Source organism: Anaerobiospirillum thomasii (genome assembly GCF_900445255.1).
In the GTDB taxonomy this organism is placed as follows: Bacteria; Pseudomonadota; Gammaproteobacteria; order Enterobacterales; family Succinivibrionaceae; genus Anaerobiospirillum_A; species Anaerobiospirillum_A thomasii.
On the sequence record NZ_UAPU01000007.1, the window covers coordinates 1,053,045 to 1,069,569 of the forward strand.

Sequence of the window (16,525 nt, forward strand, 5' to 3'; positions counted from 1 at the left end):
CTACATGGCTCGTTTCTTTATTAATCGCCCAATTTTTGCCTGGGTGCTGGCTATTGTGACAATGCTTTCAGGCATAATGGCAGTATTTACACTGCCTGTGTCACAGTATCCTACAATTGCGCCGCCTGCTGTATCTATTCGTGCCTCATATCCTGGTGCCGATGCCTCTACTGTTGAGAGATCTGTAACACAGGTTATTGAGCAGAATATGACAGGTCTTGATGGCTATATGTACATGTCTGCCACCTCAGACTCATATGGTAATTCAGATATTACCATTACCTTTGAGCCTGGCACCGATCCTGATATTGCTCAGGTGCAGGTACAGAACAAACTGCAGCAGACACAGTCACAGCTGCCATCAGTTGTACAGCAAAACGGCGTTAACGTTTCAAAAAGTACCAATGCATTCTTGATGGTAGTTGGCCTTACTGTAACTGACGGCAAACATACCAATACAGACCTTGCAGACTATATCTATGCCAACATCAAAGAGCCTCTGGCCCGTGTTGATGGTGTAGGCGATCTTATGGTCTTTGGTTCTCAGTATGCAATGCGTATCTGGCTTGATCCTGAAAAACTCAACAATCTGTCTTTGACCATAGCTGAGGTTACAGCCGCCATCAAGGCCCAGAACGCTCAGGTTACCTACGGTTCTTTAGGTGGTACTCCTGCTGTAAAAGGCCAGCAGTATGCCTACACTATCAAAGGTCAGTCACGTCTTGAAAGTGTTGAGCAGTTTGAAAAAATTCTACTCAGAGTAAATCAGGATGGCACCAAGGTTTATCTTAAGGATATAGCCAAGATTGAACTTGGTTCTGAGAGCTATCAGGTTTCAGGCCGCTACAATGGTCTGCCTTCATCTGGTGTGGCTATCCGTCTTGCATCAGGTGCCAACGCCCTGTCTACTGCCAAGAACGTAAAGGATCTTATTGCTCAGCAGTCTCAGTACTTCCCTGAGTGGATTGAAGTTAACTACCCATATGACACAACAGACTTTATTGCTGTATCAATTTCTGAGGTTTTTGATACTCTGATTGAAGCTATTGTGCTTGTGGTTCTGATTATGTATCTGTTCTTACAGAACTTCAGAGCAACTCTGATCCCTACCATTACCGTACCTGTTGTACTGTTAGGTACCTTTGCCATCATGTCGGTGCTGGGCTTCTCTATTAATACTCTGACCATGTTCGGTTTGGTTCTGGCAATTGGTCTTCTGGTGGATGATGCTATCGTGGTGGTTGAGAACGTAGAGCGTATTCTGCATGAAAACCCATCGCTCTCACCAAAAGAGGCAACCGAGCGCTCAATGGATCAGATTACAGGAGCTCTTATCGGTATTGCCCTGGTGCTTTCAGCCGTATTTGTGCCTATGGCTTTCTTTGGAGGCTCAACCGGTGTTATCTACCGTCAGTTCTCCATTACCATTGTATCCTCAATGGTATTGTCAGTTGCTGTAGCTCTGATTTTAACCCCAGCTCTGTGTGCCTCTTTATTAAAGAGCCCAATGGAGAGAAACAGCAAGTCAGACAACAAATTTGTAACAAAATGCAATGAGTACTTAAGCTTTGTGCTGATTCCTTTAAATAAGTTCTTTGCCTACTTTAACAAGTCTTTTGAATTTGCCTCAGTGCAGTATCAAAAGCACGTAGGTAAAGTTGTACATCAGTTAAAGCGTCAGATTGTAGGCTACTTTGCCATCTGTGGTATTCTGGTATACTGTTTTATCAACATTCCATCATCATTCCTGCCAAATGAAGATCAGGGTGTGCTTTTAGCTATGGTTAACCTGCCAGCAGGCTCCACCGTAGAGAAAACTGGCGTTGCTCTTGACAAGATGGCAGGCTACTTTAGAAACAATGAAGCTGAGAATGTTGAGTCTGTGATGACTGTAACCGGCTTTAGCTTTGCAGGTTCAGGACAGAACGCAGGTCTGGCCTTTATCAAACTGTCTGACTGGAGTGTGCGTGACAGCGCTGAGCAGCATGCAGACTCTATTGTAAACCGTGCCTATATGCCACTTATGGGCATACGTGAAGGTCTGGCCTTTGCCTTTAACCTTCCTGCCATTCCAGAGCTTGGTGTGGCCTCAGGTTTTGACATGTATCTGCAGGATAATGCTGGTAATGGTCATGAGGAGTTAACCCGCGTGCGTCAGGAGCTTGTCTATGCTGCCCAGAAGTCTCCAAAACTCATGCAGGTACGTTTCAACGGTCAGGACGATACTCCTCAGTTCAAACTTGAGCTTGACTATGAAAGAGCTATTGCCTTAGGTCTTTCTGTAAATGACATCAATACCACACTCTCAACAGCATGGGGTTCTGCCTATATTGACAACTTCATTGAAAGACAGAGAGTTAAAAAGGTATTTATTCAGGCACAGGCTGATGCCCGTATGAACGAGCTTGATCTGAACAAATGGTATGTACGCAATGCTTTTGGTGAGATGGTTCCGTTCTCAGCCTTTGCCACAACCTCATGGACCTATGGAGCTCCACGTTTAGAGCGCTTTAATGGTGTAGGCGCCATGAACATTCAGGGCGCTCCTGCCCCTGGTGTTTCAACAGGTGAGGCTATGCTTGAGATGGAGCGTCTTGCAGCTGAGGTTCTGCCTGCAGGCTATGGTATATCATGGGCCGGCACTTCCTTCCAGGAAAGACTGTCAGGTGAGCAGGCTCCTATGCTCTATGCCATCTCACTGCTAGTAGTATTTTTATCACTTGCTGCTCTGTATGAGTCATGGTCAATTCCATTTGCCGTTATGCTCGTTGTGCCATTAGGTATTGTAGGTGCAGTTATAGCCGCACTGTTAACACAGTATCTGCCGGTACCAACTACGCTTAGCAACGACGTATACTTCCAGGTAGGTCTGCTTACAACAGTAGGTCTGTCTGCCAAGAATGCCATCTTGATTGTAGAGTTTGCAAAAGAGCTCTATGACAGCGGACAGAGACTGACCCATGCTGTTATTGAGGCAGCCAGAATCAGACTGCGTCCTATTATCATGACCTCAGCTGCCTTTATTTTAGGCGTGCTGCCACTTGCCATCAGCACAGGCGCTGGTGCTGCAGGTCGTAACGAAATTGGTATTGCAGTTATCGGCGGTATGATCTCTGCCACAGTGCTGGCTATTTTCTTCGTACCAGTCTTCTTCGTACTCGTAATGCGCTACTTCACCAAGTACGTACCTGCCGAGATGAAAAAGCAGATGGCTGAAAATGAAAAGAAACGCCTTGAGGAGTTATATCGCAAATCCCGCGAGGCAGATGAGGCCAGAAAACTTGGCCACTAAAAATAAATAATTTAAAAAGCCCATTGCAACAAAGCAGTGGGCTTTTTATATCCTAGTTTTAATAAGACTGCAAAGAGCCATTAAAAAAGACCGTGAGCTTTTAACTTCATGGTCTTTTATTTTCTTAACGCCTAAGCCTTTAGCAGGCCATGGGCCTTGAACATTTACACTATCTGGTTGCTACTCCTACAAGATTGTCTATATCATCCTGGGCAAATGGAGCTAAGGCGAATGGACCATCGTGTAAAATATCCTGGGCAATCTTGTAGATACTCTCATTTTCCTGTCTGAAATCTACAGGCAACAGAGTCTTGAGCTCCTGAACATAAAGCGCATCTGCAATTCTGGCATAAGGGTACTCACGGTGAGTCTTGCCAATGACTGAACATAAGGTAAAGGCATCTGGAAGATTAATGCCATAATGTCTTGCATTTAATGTCTCAAGAGCAAATCTTTTGGACAGAGCCTTGGCATAAACCACCTTGGAGCCTACCTGAATATTCTTTAAGTAGATCTGTGATATAACCTCATAGTCAATAAGCATGTCGGCAAATGACTGCTGCAGAAGCAGAATATAGACATCCTGATTGGTGGAATAGATTTCATAATTATCTGTAACCTCAAGAGCAGAGGTAATAACTGTATGCTCCTTAGTCTGCACATAATCATCTACAAGCTCGCCTACAGAGAGTAATGGAGCCTTGTCATGTACTGCATAGCCATGCTCTTTGAGTATTTCTCTAAAGGCTGCAAAGGATAGACCTGGATTTTTCATATCCTTTGAAGATGAGATATCCTCATCTGTATTTTTTTGCAGGCAGTTGCAGAAAATAGCTCTGTCAGCCACTTCTCTTGTAATGCTGAAGGTTGGCAGTATTACTGAGAACAACTCACAGAAGATGCCGTCTCTTAAATTAACCTTGTGATTTAATGATCTGCTGTGCCACATGGCTCCTGCAAATGAGGCTGCATAACGGCTTGAGCCATAGAAACGTACCTGGCCTACTGCCTGAAGAATCAATGAGGTAGGAGAGAAGAACAGACAGATCTGATCGCCCTTTTCATTTACATAATCTAAAATTGCTCTTTTTGGCAGAAAGCCGCCCTCAATCCATAAGGAGGCTAATTTTTTGCTCACAGCAAGCACATAGTTGGAGCCATCTTCTGTAATATAGATCTGCCAGTCACCGGCATGCTCGAGTGTCTCACCAATAACAAAGCCATCAGGAAGGATCTCTCCCTCACGCAGCATGACCTGCACCTGTTCATCCATGTCTACTACGTGATTAATCTCGTTTACAATAAATTCAGCCATTTTTTAATTCCCAGTAAATTTTTGTCAGATAGCATACTCTATTTACATCTCATGCTTTGACAAAGTTTTATCACTAGTTAATTTTTATTATAAAATTCTACGTTTTTATACGATAATACTGCTGTTTTGCAAAAGAGCTGTTTGATTAATTGCAATCTTGCTTACTTTTAAAAATAGAATGTAATTTGAGAGTTAAAGCATTTTATGTCTAAAGCCTGCTTGTGTATATTAGATGGACTTTATTCACTAAATGCATGCTCTAGTTGATAAGAGTTTTCAATTGCTTTTTTTAAATATTGCTTTGCTCTAAAATAAATGCTTAATAGTGGCATTTTGTAGCATAAACAGCTATATAGTTACACGCTTTATATTTGCTGAGAGTTTTATATGAGTAAAATTGGCCTATTTTACGGCACCTACACAGGCATTACTGGTGCTGTTGCAGAAAAGATTGCCAGAGAGCTTGGTCATGACAATGTTGAACTTCATAATATTTCAACAGATGGCCATCTTATGAATAATTACAATAATCTGATTATTGGCACATCCACATGGAGTATCGGCGAGTTACAGGAAGACTGGAACGAGTTCATGCCGCAGCTTCAGGAGATGGATTTCAACGGCAAGACTGTTGCCCTGTTCGGTACCGGCGATCAGTACGGTTACCCTGACACCTTCCTTGATGGAATGGGCATGCTGTACGAGACCTTCCAGTTTCGCGGCGCAAGATTTATAGGTTTCTGGCCAACAGTAGGCTATGACTTTACCTCCCCACTGCCTTTACTTGACCACGATCATTTTGTTGGTCTGGCAATTGATGAGGACAATCAGCCAGAGCTTACAGATATACGCATTAAAGAATGGTGTAAATTATTAAGACCAGGTTTTGGTCTGTAGAATCTCAGCATCATAACAGCACCGCATATACCATGTGGTGCTATTCTTTCATTTCTCTTATCTTATTATCATATATTACAATTGCACTGCCCATTATGTCATGAGCATGTAGTGCTGTATTTTCACATAGAATATTAAGATTTATTCAGTATATTGCTCAAAAACTATCGGTATCCCTGAGCTTAGTGCAAAGACCCCTGAGATCGCAGGGTAAAAATACCTAGTTTTTTTGTTTTTCTTTATCCTACCAAAAATTCCTTGTTATCAATCAAATTTTTTTTAAATTATTTTTCTAAATGCCTTGACTTTTTTCTTGTTTTATGGTACGATTTATCCAATAGGAGGACATCATGGCCAGTAAAGATAAGAATCAAGATCACCCAGTTTTCAAGAACGTTGTTGCCAGCAAGAGAACCTATGCCTATGCTCTCTTGCAGGGGAAATCTGTATGGAATGCTGAAAAAGGCTATTCAACCCGTGTGGCACCAACTCAGATTGGATCTATCAAAAGCAAAGATGGTATTGGTGAGTGTGTTTTTAATATTAACTTTCTCTCTGAAAATCCTGAGTTTATTCCATGGAAGGTTATACGTGTGGGGCAGGGAAAGTTTGAGTACGAAAGACGCTCAGAAGCTGAAATCAAGGAAATAAAACAAAAACTAGCCGACTCTCAGGATATTTTGGATGATATTAAAGCAAATCCATCTAAACCTGGCATACGCACCAAGGCCTCTGTTGCTAGAAATTCTGGCTCTGCTACCCCCAAGATCTGCGGCACTGCTCGTAAGTTTGGCGATTATTATCTGCTCAAATCCTTTATGGATAAGATGCCATCATTTAATATCCTTAAAAAGATTATGCCTGATGACAAATACATCCTGCTGGTATACATGATAATGACCTGTCTGTCCAAGGGTATTAAATCTATATCTTATGAGATTGAGGCTTTTGTCAGAGAGCACGCTCTTGATTTAGATATAAACTCTTATAAAGATCATATACAGAGACTGTATAAATACATAGATGAAAACGGCGTTATAAACGAGTTTGCCAAATTTAAAACTCAGTATCATAAAAAGAAAAATAGCAATAAGCACATGCAGTTTCTGGCTCTTGATGGTACTAACGTAGATAATGCCGGCAACTGCCTGACTAAGGCACAGTACGGCAAATCTAAAAGCGGTACAGACAACAAGGTTATTAATTTTATAACACTGGTTGACCAGAGCACACATGAGCTGTTTTCCACTGTTACATATGCAGGCAATATTACAGATGTGCTGACTGTGGAGTCAGTATGCAGGCAGCTTGTGGACAGAGGCGCCGGCGACAATATATCTTTAGTCTGTGACAGGGGATTCTGGTCTATCAACAATATCTCGGCCATGCTTGAGCATAATATATCCTTTGTGTGCAACTGTAATATAGCCAAGAGCAAACTTATCAAAGAGCAGGTAGATGCAATATCACGCGATCTGCTAAGAGACAGGGGTCTGGTTTTTAGCAGTAGCGCAGATATTACAGACACTGCTCCTAAACTGCTTGCAGGAAAGACTATACAGCTCCCATGGTCTTATACACAGAAGATTCTAAGTAAAATGGCAAGAGAAAATAATGAGTCTTACAAGCCTGTAAGGCAAAAAGAGAAAAATCTGTATGTACACTTTATTTTCTCCCGCGAGATATATGAAGAGAGCATGAATAAATATCGGGTTTTAATCAAAGAGCTCAATGATGCCTATGATATAGCCAGCAACTGGCAGGAGGTTATTGCAGGTAAAGAGCCATCTGAGCTTACTGCCGCTCATACCAATCTTTTAAAAGACAAGCTCGTTGATTTATTTCAATATAGTGATGAGGTTGCAGACACTGACTCCTCTTTTGACAAAAAGGAGCAGCCTCAACAACGCTATTACCCAAGATACTATGCCATATCAAGGCTATGCAGACAAATAGCCACCAGAGTTCTTGTTTCTGACTGTGTGGATAATGTTATTGAGGCAAATGAAATATATGTGGAAAATCCGGTCTAAAATCTCATCTGATCCGGTAGTGCCTCAGTATTAGATCTTGAAAACGGACGACACCAATTCCTATTAAATCTCATCTGATCTTGAGCTAAAATTTGTCCTAAACTCTAGCAGTAGTTCCTGCCTACTTTTGTTCAATACTGTTTTTATACATCTGATCCTGACCTAAATCAGTATTTCCGCTCTTCTTACACATGATCTTTTGTCTATTAAATCCTTCTGGTAATCATGCCATCTTTAAAGGCATCGTCAGATCCTGAGGGTTATCAGAAGTTCCTATTGCACCAAAACAGTACTTCCGTTACATCATCTATTGATCTTGTATAGCACGTCAGATCTTTAGGCAGTTACTCTGTAAACTGACGCCATAAATATAGCTTTTATATAGGCTTATTAGAGATATGGAAATTCTATTAGATCTTGATCCGGATATTATCAAACACAGATCCGCTGCAGGCCACTCTAATTTTACCTAAAATTCTATTAATACTGATCGTCATATTCTCATGCCTTTGATCCAAACTTTCTACACCCCTTTGATCCTTATATTCTACTAATACAGATCCCCCTTAACCACGCAAAACAGGACCTTGTGGGTCCTGTTGTTTAATGTTTTATAAGTGCTGGGCGTCATAACTTTACGCTGTCTGTGCTCTCTCCTTTTAACTCCTTATCACTTTGTCTAAATGAGTCTCCTTTAAGTTCAATTTTTAAGTCCTTACCCTCTCTAAAGAGTCTATCGACAATAGCATCTCTGGCCGCGCCTTTTTCTATACTTAAAGCGATACTGTCAGCCTTCACCTGTGTTGTTATGATTGTAGAGCCAATACCATATCTGGCATCTATAATCTCCAGAAACTTGTTGGCTATACCATTTTTCATAACCTGTATGCCAAAATCATCTATAACCAGGACCTTAAATCTTTTCAGACGCTTAACATAGTTTATAAGCTCGACATTTTGTTTTATATTGAGCAATGCCTCTAACTCATTTGCTTTTATAAATAAAGCAGGATAACCCATCTTCATAGCCTCGACAGCTAAAGCTGTTGCCAGTGTCGATTTACCTGATCCTGTAGGACCTGATAAGAGGCAGGATTTACCCTCTTTAAGCCAGGTCATAGAAAGCAGTGTGTCATACATGGCCTTGGATAGACCCCGAGAGCTGTCAGGGCAGATCTGGTTTAAATAAAAGACTCGGCTGATTTTTGAGTTCCTAATCATGCTCTTATACCTTTTATTTTCAATATGGCTTTTATACTGACCTATAATTTCCTGCATTCTGTCTTCAAATGACATAACTTCATATATATTAGGGAAATTAAACTGATTTATAATAGTGTCCACCATGACATCAAGTTCAGCATCATACATTGTAGAGATAAGTATTTTCTGCTCAGCTGTTAAAACATTATTCATTCTTCAAATCTCCATATCAGGTTAGTCTCTGTTATCGCGCAGGGCATAAATATCGGCATTGTGCTCATTGTCTGAAACACCAGCCTGCTCTGGTTTTGTCTCGTGTTGTGTATATAATTCACTGCGCATGTTTTCTCTGTTTAATTGTTGATATATGTTTTGTAATGTGGCCGTAGTGTGCATGCTTTCTGGAAGTTCGCACATACTTTTGCATGCCTGGGACAATAGCTCTTGAGAGTGATATTTAGACTTAAACATTTTAATCATAGCTATGCAGTTACTTCTGGCATTTGTCTGCTGCATGCCTGATACTTTGTCCTGCTCCTGCAGACGTCTGCGGCATAATACATGTAGAAATTCATTAAGCTCAGACGCCTCTTTGAGGATATCCTCATTGCTGCTATAGAGGCGTTCATTGGCTTTAATTTCCTTATGCTGAGGCGTCATATGCTCCTCACTGACGCTTGAGCCATCACCGTCGCATCTGGCATGGCTGGCAATTATTCTGCCATTTAGGTAGAATATAACGTTAGATGATGTAATTTTTATATCTACAAATTCGTGGATATATTTATATGGTACAGAGTACCAGTGCCCATTTTCCTTGATCTTATATGAGCGTGGCACTCTGACCATATACCTCCATACAGCCACCTCTGGAATCTTTGATGTAAGCTCTCTTGCCGCAGGTTTTTCCTTGTTTTTAAATAGAAATTCACGTGTTACTATAGAGCTGCCCCTATATGGAGCCTGATTTATATACTTATCCACGTACTCCATAAGTACGCGGTTATGCTCTTTAAGTGTCTTGCTTATAGCAAGCTCTTCACATATAAGACTGTGGACTCTGGTTTGAATCAGGTTTACATTGGCCTCAGCCTGCGATTTACCCTGTCCGTAGTATGGTTTTGCAGCCTCGGGCAGTATATGTAATTCATTTAAAAATCCTATAAAGCTGTCATTGAAAACAACATCTCCTTTATGTCTGGTAGTAACATAGATCTTAGCGTTATCATGCTTAAGCTTTATAGGCAGAACACCCCAGCGCGTAAAAGCATTGGCAAGTGCAGTACAGGTCTCCATTACTGTCTGCGATGTTACAAGCTGGGCATAGACGTAATTACTGCAGGGCCAGCATACTACAAAATACCAGCAGTTAACTGTCCCATCTGGTGTTAGTACAGGAGTTCGCAGACCTGAGTGGTCACACATTGTATAAACCCCATAAATATAATCCTGTGTCAGATAGGCAAGCTGCTGTTTTTCTTTGTCATGCTCTTCATTTGCTCTTAAAAGCTCTACCTCGCTCTTAACCCGTTTATAAAAATTGGACTTACTCATAGCAGTATGTCCAGTTTCTGCACAGTGCTTTTCATATTTTAAAAACTCAATGGCAATATCACTATGAGAGGAGATTTTACCCGCTATCTGTGTAAAATCAGGAGTTAAAAATAGGTTCGATCTTGTGGCTCCTGTTCCGTAGAAACTACTTGTATACAAACGGAAAAAATTTTCTCGCCCATATTTTTCATAGTCATCCATACTGGTAATTCCATTGTCTTTGAGCATATTTCTAATTTTTTTAACAGTATTAACTGAGCATCCAATACTTTGAGAGATAAAAGCTCTACTACGCCCAGAAAATATAGATGTAACAATTGCATCCAGTTTTTCGGGCGAGATGCTTCTTTGATTTGAGTTTTGCATAGCACCCCCATAAAAATAAATTTAAAACATCTGCATTACTTCTTGCAGAGCCTGTATTTTATTTATGGATTTATAGTGATTTACAAAAGTAGGGAAAAACAGGTTGAAAGACGCTTTTATGAGTGTTGCTGATATGTATTGGTACAGATTTCGTAATAATCTGTCACTTATAAACCTGATAGATATACCCATTATCACAAATGCAGGATAATGCTCTGCATATTGCAGATTGTTTTTGCCAAGAGATATAAAATTAGCTTTTAATTCATAGATGTGCTGCCTGACTTGCTTAATACGGCCGTTGAGGTAGTACCGCATTTGCATGTAAATAGTATTTTTATGTTTATCGTCTAAATTTCTTACATTTAAAGCCTCAGGATGCATCTTTAACTGTTCGATAAACTCAATAAAGTACATGGCCAGATTGTCACTCTTAATGAGATTGTCCTGAATCTTCTTATCAAACAGGTTGGCAAGCATTATTGTAAAAAATGGTACCGTATATCTGGTATATGGCAGAATAAAATCTGGCAGGATAATACTTTTATGTCTCCTGCCTAAGTGGTCTACCACAATGATATTTTCAAGCTTCAACAGCAATGTTTGGTTTCGCCAAAGCTTTGTGTGCCTTATTTTCTTTTCATAATAAATAAGACATCCAGGATACTTTTGTGAGTACTTTGCCTCAAGCTCCTTTTTATATGGGGCTTGTAGTGTGACAAGGACACGTCCGTCCTGATCACATATATAATCAAATAGATTATGTGATAGACTATGCATGACAATATGTCAGACTGTGGTTATCATGACTTCCAACCGACGATAACCACAGTTCCTTTGAGTAAAAATAAAATATTAAATCCTACAGTGTCTGTAAGCACGATTGATTGCGAAATATACTACTTCAAACTTCTAATCATCAAGAATTTTCCTAAGGATTTTTTTAACTGGATATTGTGGAATGCTTCCGGATCTTATAGATATTGCGGGCATTGCAAATCTTTTTGCTGTGTTTAAGTATCTAAAGCCGCGACGACAGCATGTTCCATGCTGTCTATATGAGTTTAATTTGCGATCCTGCTGCCCCTGCCTATTGAATGACAAGCCCTTCGGGTTAGCTACGCTAATCATTCAATAGGCAGGGGCAGCAGGTTGTGCTGAAAAAATAGAGTTATATCTTTTCTTTTAGAGCTCTAACATGTAAATAGGATTAAAAATGACATTTCACAGTGGACCATTAAAAAAATTTAAAGAAGGGGTATATTGAAAAATTTTTGGGGGTATTGATAAAAATTTAAAAAGGCATTGATTAAAGAAAGTTACCCGATCTCTGTTGGTAGAAATTGACGATCAGCATTAAATAGAATATCCAGAGATAAAACCCTGACACTAGGCCAGGGTTTTTGTGTTATAAAATGATATCGATTTTAACAACTCTGCCAAGATGAAGTTGCGGCCTCATTGGTTTACCTCCTAGAAACCATTCATGGCTGTTTAAATTAAAATCGACCATATGGGAGATCCATTTTGATTTGCCATGTCTATCCTTTTTTTTCAGATAGATGGTATCTCCTATATTTATTTCATAGTCATCAATATAAAGACAGTTACTGTCATTATTAAATGCAAGACGGCCTAATATTTTTAACTTATACACGACAAGCTCCTAGACAAAGTCATATGGCAGAAGTGTAATATCCTGTACACACTGATTAATGCGCCTAGTTACAGCATCTGTTATGGCTGCATCAATATTTACAAACCTTTTAGCCATACCTACAGATGTAAGCTGTGTTGCTATCAGTGTAGACGCAGTATTAATACGATCATTTAAAATATCATTAAGATATTTAGCATACCTGGCTTCATAAAAGTCGGTCAAAAATAAATCATCTATTATCAGCAGGTGCACCTTTTTAAGCTTTTCTCTGAATTTAAGTCTTTGCTCTACGTTAAATATAGAGAATTGCTCTAGGAGATCATTGGCTATTGTATATTGTACACTCATGCCTCTGAGGCAAGCTCTTCTACCGATATTGCATATGAGCTCTGTCTTACCTGTTCCAGATGCTCCTCGTACTATGACATTTTGTTTTTTAACTACAAAACTCAGCGAGGCAAGCTCTGCCATAGTTGTATTACTAAGCCCTCTCTTTTCACTCCTTAAAATAAAATCTAAATCTTGATTTCCTCTGAGTTTACTGCGCTTTAACAGCGTCTGACCTTTAACCTCATTAGCATAATCAATATGCTCTTGAAGCGCCATCAGCAGTCTTTCATTAAATGTCAAACCGCTAAATATGTCTGGCGTTGTAAACTGGCGATGAAAGGCCAGAGCAAGGCCTTTTAAACGAATGTCTTTAAAAGCTTTTATTATACGGCTTTCATCTTCAGTTAGAGTGTAAGTTTGTTCATTTGACATTATTTATTCTCCTGTGCTTTACCCAATTTTCTGGCCATAGCCACATCTCTAGAGTTGCGCAGAACACCATCGTCATCAACACTAAATGTTAAATTACCTTGCTCACTGGCTTTGTCAGATCTGGGCTCATTGATGACGGGATCTTCTGCAGTACAGGCTATATCGGCAATATCATCCTCACGCGGTTTTAAAGACTCTGATACCATCTGCTTATAAATTTGGACTAAATTTGTTATGTTTCTAACAGCTGGTTCCATCTGCATTATTTTCATGAATGTCTTATCAGCAAGCTCTGTGTTGGCAGATCCTTTATAGAAATTAATGGCCGCAACACATGCTTTGAGGGCATGTCCGTTTTTTTGCTTATTTTTCCATGAACAGTATGAGTGCAGATTTTTACTGAGATTAAAAGCTTCATCCAGCGCCTGTTCAATCTTTAAATACTTCCTTTCATCTTGAACGGCCTTGTGGTTCTCAGGCATATGTGCTCTAATCGTATTGACGCTGTTATTTTGTGCAAAATTAATAGGATGCGTGGCAATAAGGCGATCATCGCATGATATTGTTAATATATTTTCATACACTCTGACTGTTACCACCTGACCTATATAGGTATATGGGACAGAATATTTATTTGTACCAAATGTTATATGGTAGTTACGAGGCACTTTGAGGATATAGATATGGGCAAATTGAGGTATGGTAGAGATCATGGCGCGGGCTTTAGGTTTTTCACAATGCTCAAACAGATAGGCTCTGTTTTGCTCTAAATCTCCACGCAGCTGGGCCTGATTAATACGCTTTTCAATCAGATCCTGTAATAGGTGGTTATGTTCCTCCAGTGATCTTGGTGTGTCACTGTCATAATTGTTGATAACACGTTCAGTTATTAACCTTACAGCGTATTCAACCCTGGATTTATGAGTTGGCGCACGTGGTGATGTTGGATGTACAAATACATCAAAACGCGACATAAAGTCTTCAAATGATTTATTTATGATAGGCTCTGATATAATAGAGTGATCTTCTACCCATGCTTTGGCATTGTCAGGTATTATTTCCTGGGGTAGACAGTTAAAGTGCTTAAATGCAGCGCTTATAGCTATGCATGTAGCCTCTGTGGTCTGTCTTTCTACGAATCTTGCAAAAACGTAACAACTGGCAGACCACACAATTACAAATACATTAAAATCTGTCTTAACGCCTCCAGGAAGTGTCAGAGCACACTTTTTTCCGGCAAAATCAATTTCGCAGCTTAGTCCATATGTCTTGTCCATGATAAATACTGGATCAGCCGTTTTTGCAAAAAGCTCATCTTCTGCCTTTTTTAAATAATGATAAAACTGACTGCGAGATAAGTAGTGCCATTTATTGGCAATACAGTTTTCCATGTAATTAAAATAATAAAATTGCTTGCTCATATGCCTTTCCAGGCGGTCTACAGCCATCTCCAAAAAATCTGGCATAAACTCTGAGCGGGAGACATGCTCCTCCTGAGTACCATTATCTGTACCTGATGCCAGATAGCATATATCTACAAGTTGCTGATTACTAAGAAGCTCAAGAGAGTATCGGGAGCAGATGTCTGCTTTAAACAGCCTCTCTTTTATGTGCGATACAGTAAAACGGGAGACACCAACTCTAGCTCCAATCTGGGTATTATTCAGCCCTCCAAGAATAAGCTTGGCTATGTCTTTGAGCTTGTCTGCGCTCAAATGCTGTCTTTTTGTCATTAAAAGTTCCTTAAAAAAATATGACAAACCCCATGTTTGTCTTCAACAAAGGGTATTTTAAGGACTTTTAAAAATTAGTCGTTATTTGCTGTACGAAAGCGCATAAGTATGGCATTTTGTATATTTTCACTATTATGGAGCAACAGGCAGAACCTAGGGGCCGTCAGGCATGAAACCGTAATATCAAAAAATTTAAATACTCTATGCTTGAGAGAGTTAAACTGTTTTATATGATATTTCCATCTTTGTATCAGCTTTAATACTTTCTTACATTCTTGTTTAAATAGACTGAGATCACCGCAGCGAGCTTCTAAATCTTTATTTTGTACATTTTCTGATTCTGCTGCTATATAGTCTTCAATAACTTGTTTTAAATGACTTTGGCCAGGCTCAAAAATATCTGGCTGTACAAGATGGTAACGTGACACCTTATGCTTCTTGCAAGCACCACAATTACAATCTTTGTTTTCGCAAAACATCTGAGGAATAAGCACTGTAATTTTCACTCCATAGATCAGGCGTTTGGCCTTGCTAATATAAGCTTTAAATTTGAGTTTCTTATTACAGAGTGGACAGATTAAATATTGAAAAGCATCTTTATGTAAAAGCAATCTTATAGGCTTTGAAAGGCCATTATTGATGGCTTCATTGAGCTCATCAATATTAGAAAATAAATTTTGTGTTAAAATAAACATTCAAGTAGTGTGAGCTCTTTATTCTTGGCGGAAGTGAGCTCACCTCTCCTTCTAATATCCTAGCAAAACAACTTTTTAGTTGATTCTAACAATGTTCAATAGTTTACATAAAGTAGCCATAAAAAGAGCTGCGTTGTAGACGAGTGCATTAAAATAATGCAATAAGATCTGATGTATATGCTTAAGAATAAAGGTTTGCATAACATAAGATATGTGCAAAAGGCAGAACTGCGATTACAAGATCAGGATCAGGCGAGAAGATTAGGAATTCAAGAGCAAATTTAGGAATGATATAAAACGTCCCGGATCTATAGTTAAAACCAAGATTTAAAGATTAAAGATCAGATTCATTGATTGATATATATAGGATTTGGTGTTGGTTATTAATAAGATCAACCGAGATTGAAACCCGGAAATTTCAATATATGCGCAGAGAAATAATGTAGAGGTGGGCTATAGTATCATTAAAGGCGAGCTTGGAGGCTCTACACTCAATGCCTCCACCGATAAGACAGTAAATGCCAAAGTATTCATACTGTCTCTTGCATCAGAGGTGCAAAGACAAATGCTCGAGGCTAATAAAGTCTTTAATAAAGAGCAGATTAAAAACAATCTGCCTCCTGTAAAGCTTTGTCATAACTCATTTAGAGGCACACTGCGCTCTCTGGAGGCTATAGAGGCCACTATTGATAAAGAAAATGGATCTATAATATTCTCTGGCGGAATATTAAAAAGGCAGTCTGAGCTAATACGCTCATTTGGCATTGAGCCATTAGATACGCTGACACGTGCAGCATATGCCAAAGAAGAGGGTTTTAGCTTTAAACGATAGATAAAAAAAGAAGATCTGGTCGCGTCCGGCGGCCGGCTTCTGGTCATGAAATTAAGATTGATTCTCGGTATGTTTGGTGTGCGATCTTAGGGAAAGACAATAACTATGTGCGCCCATGTCATGGGTGCATGTTTAAAGCTTATTGATTGCTTAATAAGGAAGGACTTGTATCTTACAAGTTTT

At 39.6% G+C, this 16,525-nt stretch carries 12 protein-coding genes; 4 read left to right on the forward strand and 8 right to left on the reverse strand.

All coding sequences use genetic code 11. From position 1 onward, the window contains the following. The first annotated feature begins 4 nt into the window (after positions 1-4). A complete protein-coding gene (locus DRZ93_RS11885; protein WP_113746666.1) occupies positions 5-3,292 on the forward strand; it encodes an efflux RND transporter permease subunit in 3,288 nt (1,095 codons plus the stop codon). 169 nt (positions 3,293-3,461) lie between these two features. Here DRZ93_RS11885 and DRZ93_RS11890 read toward each other — a convergent pair whose 3' ends face one another. Then, entirely contained in the window at positions 3,462-4,607 is a 1,146-nt protein-coding gene (locus DRZ93_RS11890) for a hypothetical protein (RefSeq protein ID WP_113746667.1), read from the reverse strand. Between the two features lie 387 nt (positions 4,608-4,994). Here DRZ93_RS11890 and DRZ93_RS11895 point away from each other — a divergent pair, with 387 nt between their 5' ends. After that, the gene (locus DRZ93_RS11895) at positions 4,995-5,504 is read left to right on the forward strand and encodes a flavodoxin (protein ID WP_113743427.1); all 510 of its coding nucleotides are present in this window, start codon (positions 4,995-4,997) and stop codon (positions 5,502-5,504) included. A gap of 350 nt (positions 5,505-5,854) precedes the next feature. Continuing rightward, positions 5,855-7,537, forward strand: coding sequence for a transposase (locus DRZ93_RS11900; RefSeq protein WP_113746668.1), 1,683 nt, complete (start codon positions 5,855-5,857; stop codon positions 7,535-7,537). Positions 7,538-8,164: 627 nt separating this feature from the next. Here the strand turns inward: DRZ93_RS11900 and DRZ93_RS11905 are convergent. The 7 genes from DRZ93_RS11905 to DRZ93_RS11935 all read right to left on the reverse strand — a co-directional run bounded on the left by DRZ93_RS11905 (position 8,165) and on the right by DRZ93_RS11935 (position 15,510). After that, positions 8,165-8,953 carry an ATP-binding protein gene (locus DRZ93_RS11905; protein WP_113745671.1) on the reverse strand — a complete coding sequence of 263 codons (789 nt, stop codon included), beginning with the start codon at positions 8,951-8,953 and terminating at the stop codon, positions 8,165-8,167. Between the two features lie 21 nt (positions 8,954-8,974). After that, entirely contained in the window at positions 8,975-10,495 is a 1,521-nt protein-coding gene (locus tag DRZ93_RS11910; protein ID WP_146741084.1) for a Mu transposase domain-containing protein, read from the reverse strand. 186 nt (positions 10,496-10,681) lie between these two features. Continuing rightward, a complete protein-coding gene (locus tag DRZ93_RS11915) occupies positions 10,682-11,254 on the reverse strand; it encodes a hypothetical protein (RefSeq protein WP_146741083.1) in 573 nt (190 codons plus the stop codon). An 814-nt stretch (positions 11,255-12,068) separates the two neighbouring features. Continuing rightward, positions 12,069-12,317, reverse strand: coding sequence for a hypothetical protein (locus tag DRZ93_RS11920; protein WP_113745863.1), 249 nt, complete (start codon positions 12,315-12,317; stop codon positions 12,069-12,071). 9 nt (positions 12,318-12,326) lie between these two features. Then, the gene (locus DRZ93_RS11925; RefSeq protein ID WP_113745864.1) at positions 12,327-13,082 is read right to left on the reverse strand and encodes an ATP-binding protein; all 756 of its coding nucleotides are present in this window, start codon (positions 13,080-13,082) and stop codon (positions 12,327-12,329) included. After that, positions 13,082-14,815, reverse strand: coding sequence for a Mu transposase domain-containing protein (locus tag DRZ93_RS11930; protein WP_113746020.1), 1,734 nt, complete (start codon positions 14,813-14,815; stop codon positions 13,082-13,084). The genes DRZ93_RS11925 and DRZ93_RS11930 overlap by 1 nt, the downstream gene beginning before the upstream one ends. A 74-nt stretch (positions 14,816-14,889) precedes the next feature. Beyond that, positions 14,890-15,510 (reverse strand): hypothetical protein, encoded by a 621-nt coding sequence (locus DRZ93_RS11935; protein WP_113745870.1) that lies wholly within the window; start codon positions 15,508-15,510, stop codon positions 14,890-14,892. A 448-nt stretch (positions 15,511-15,958) separates the two neighbouring features. Here DRZ93_RS11935 and DRZ93_RS11940 point away from each other — a divergent pair, with 448 nt between their 5' ends. Then, positions 15,959-16,342, forward strand: a complete 384-nt coding sequence (locus DRZ93_RS11940; RefSeq protein ID WP_113746669.1) for a hypothetical protein — start codon at positions 15,959-15,961, stop codon at positions 16,340-16,342. The last annotated feature ends 183 nt before the right edge of the window (positions 16,343-16,525 follow it).

Bases quoted from the DNA above. Each gene is read 5' to 3' on its own strand.
- DRZ93_RS11885 (WP_113746666.1), top strand. From the start codon at position 5: ATGGCTCGTTTCTTTATTAATCGCCCAATTTTTGCCTGGGTGCTGGCT.
- DRZ93_RS11890 (WP_113746667.1), bottom strand. From the start codon at position 4,607: ATGGCTGAATTTATTGTAAACGAGATTAATCACGTAGTAGACATGGAT.
- DRZ93_RS11895 (WP_113743427.1), top strand. From the start codon at position 4,995: ATGAGTAAAATTGGCCTATTTTACGGCACCTACACAGGCATTACTGGT.
- DRZ93_RS11900 (WP_113746668.1), top strand. From the start codon at position 5,855: ATGGCCAGTAAAGATAAGAATCAAGATCACCCAGTTTTCAAGAACGTT.
- DRZ93_RS11905 (WP_113745671.1), bottom strand. From the start codon at position 8,953: ATGAATAATGTTTTAACAGCTGAGCAGAAAATACTTATCTCTACAATG.
- DRZ93_RS11910 (WP_146741084.1), bottom strand. From the start codon at position 10,495: ATGGATGACTATGAAAAATATGGGCGAGAAAATTTTTTCCGTTTGTAT.
- DRZ93_RS11925 (WP_113745864.1), bottom strand. From the start codon at position 13,082: ATGTCAAATGAACAAACTTACACTCTAACTGAAGATGAAAGCCGTATA.
- DRZ93_RS11930 (WP_113746020.1), bottom strand. From the start codon at position 14,815: ATGACAAAAAGACAGCATTTGAGCGCAGACAAGCTCAAAGACATAGCC.
- DRZ93_RS11935 (WP_113745870.1), bottom strand. From the start codon at position 15,510: ATGTTTATTTTAACACAAAATTTATTTTCTAATATTGATGAGCTCAAT.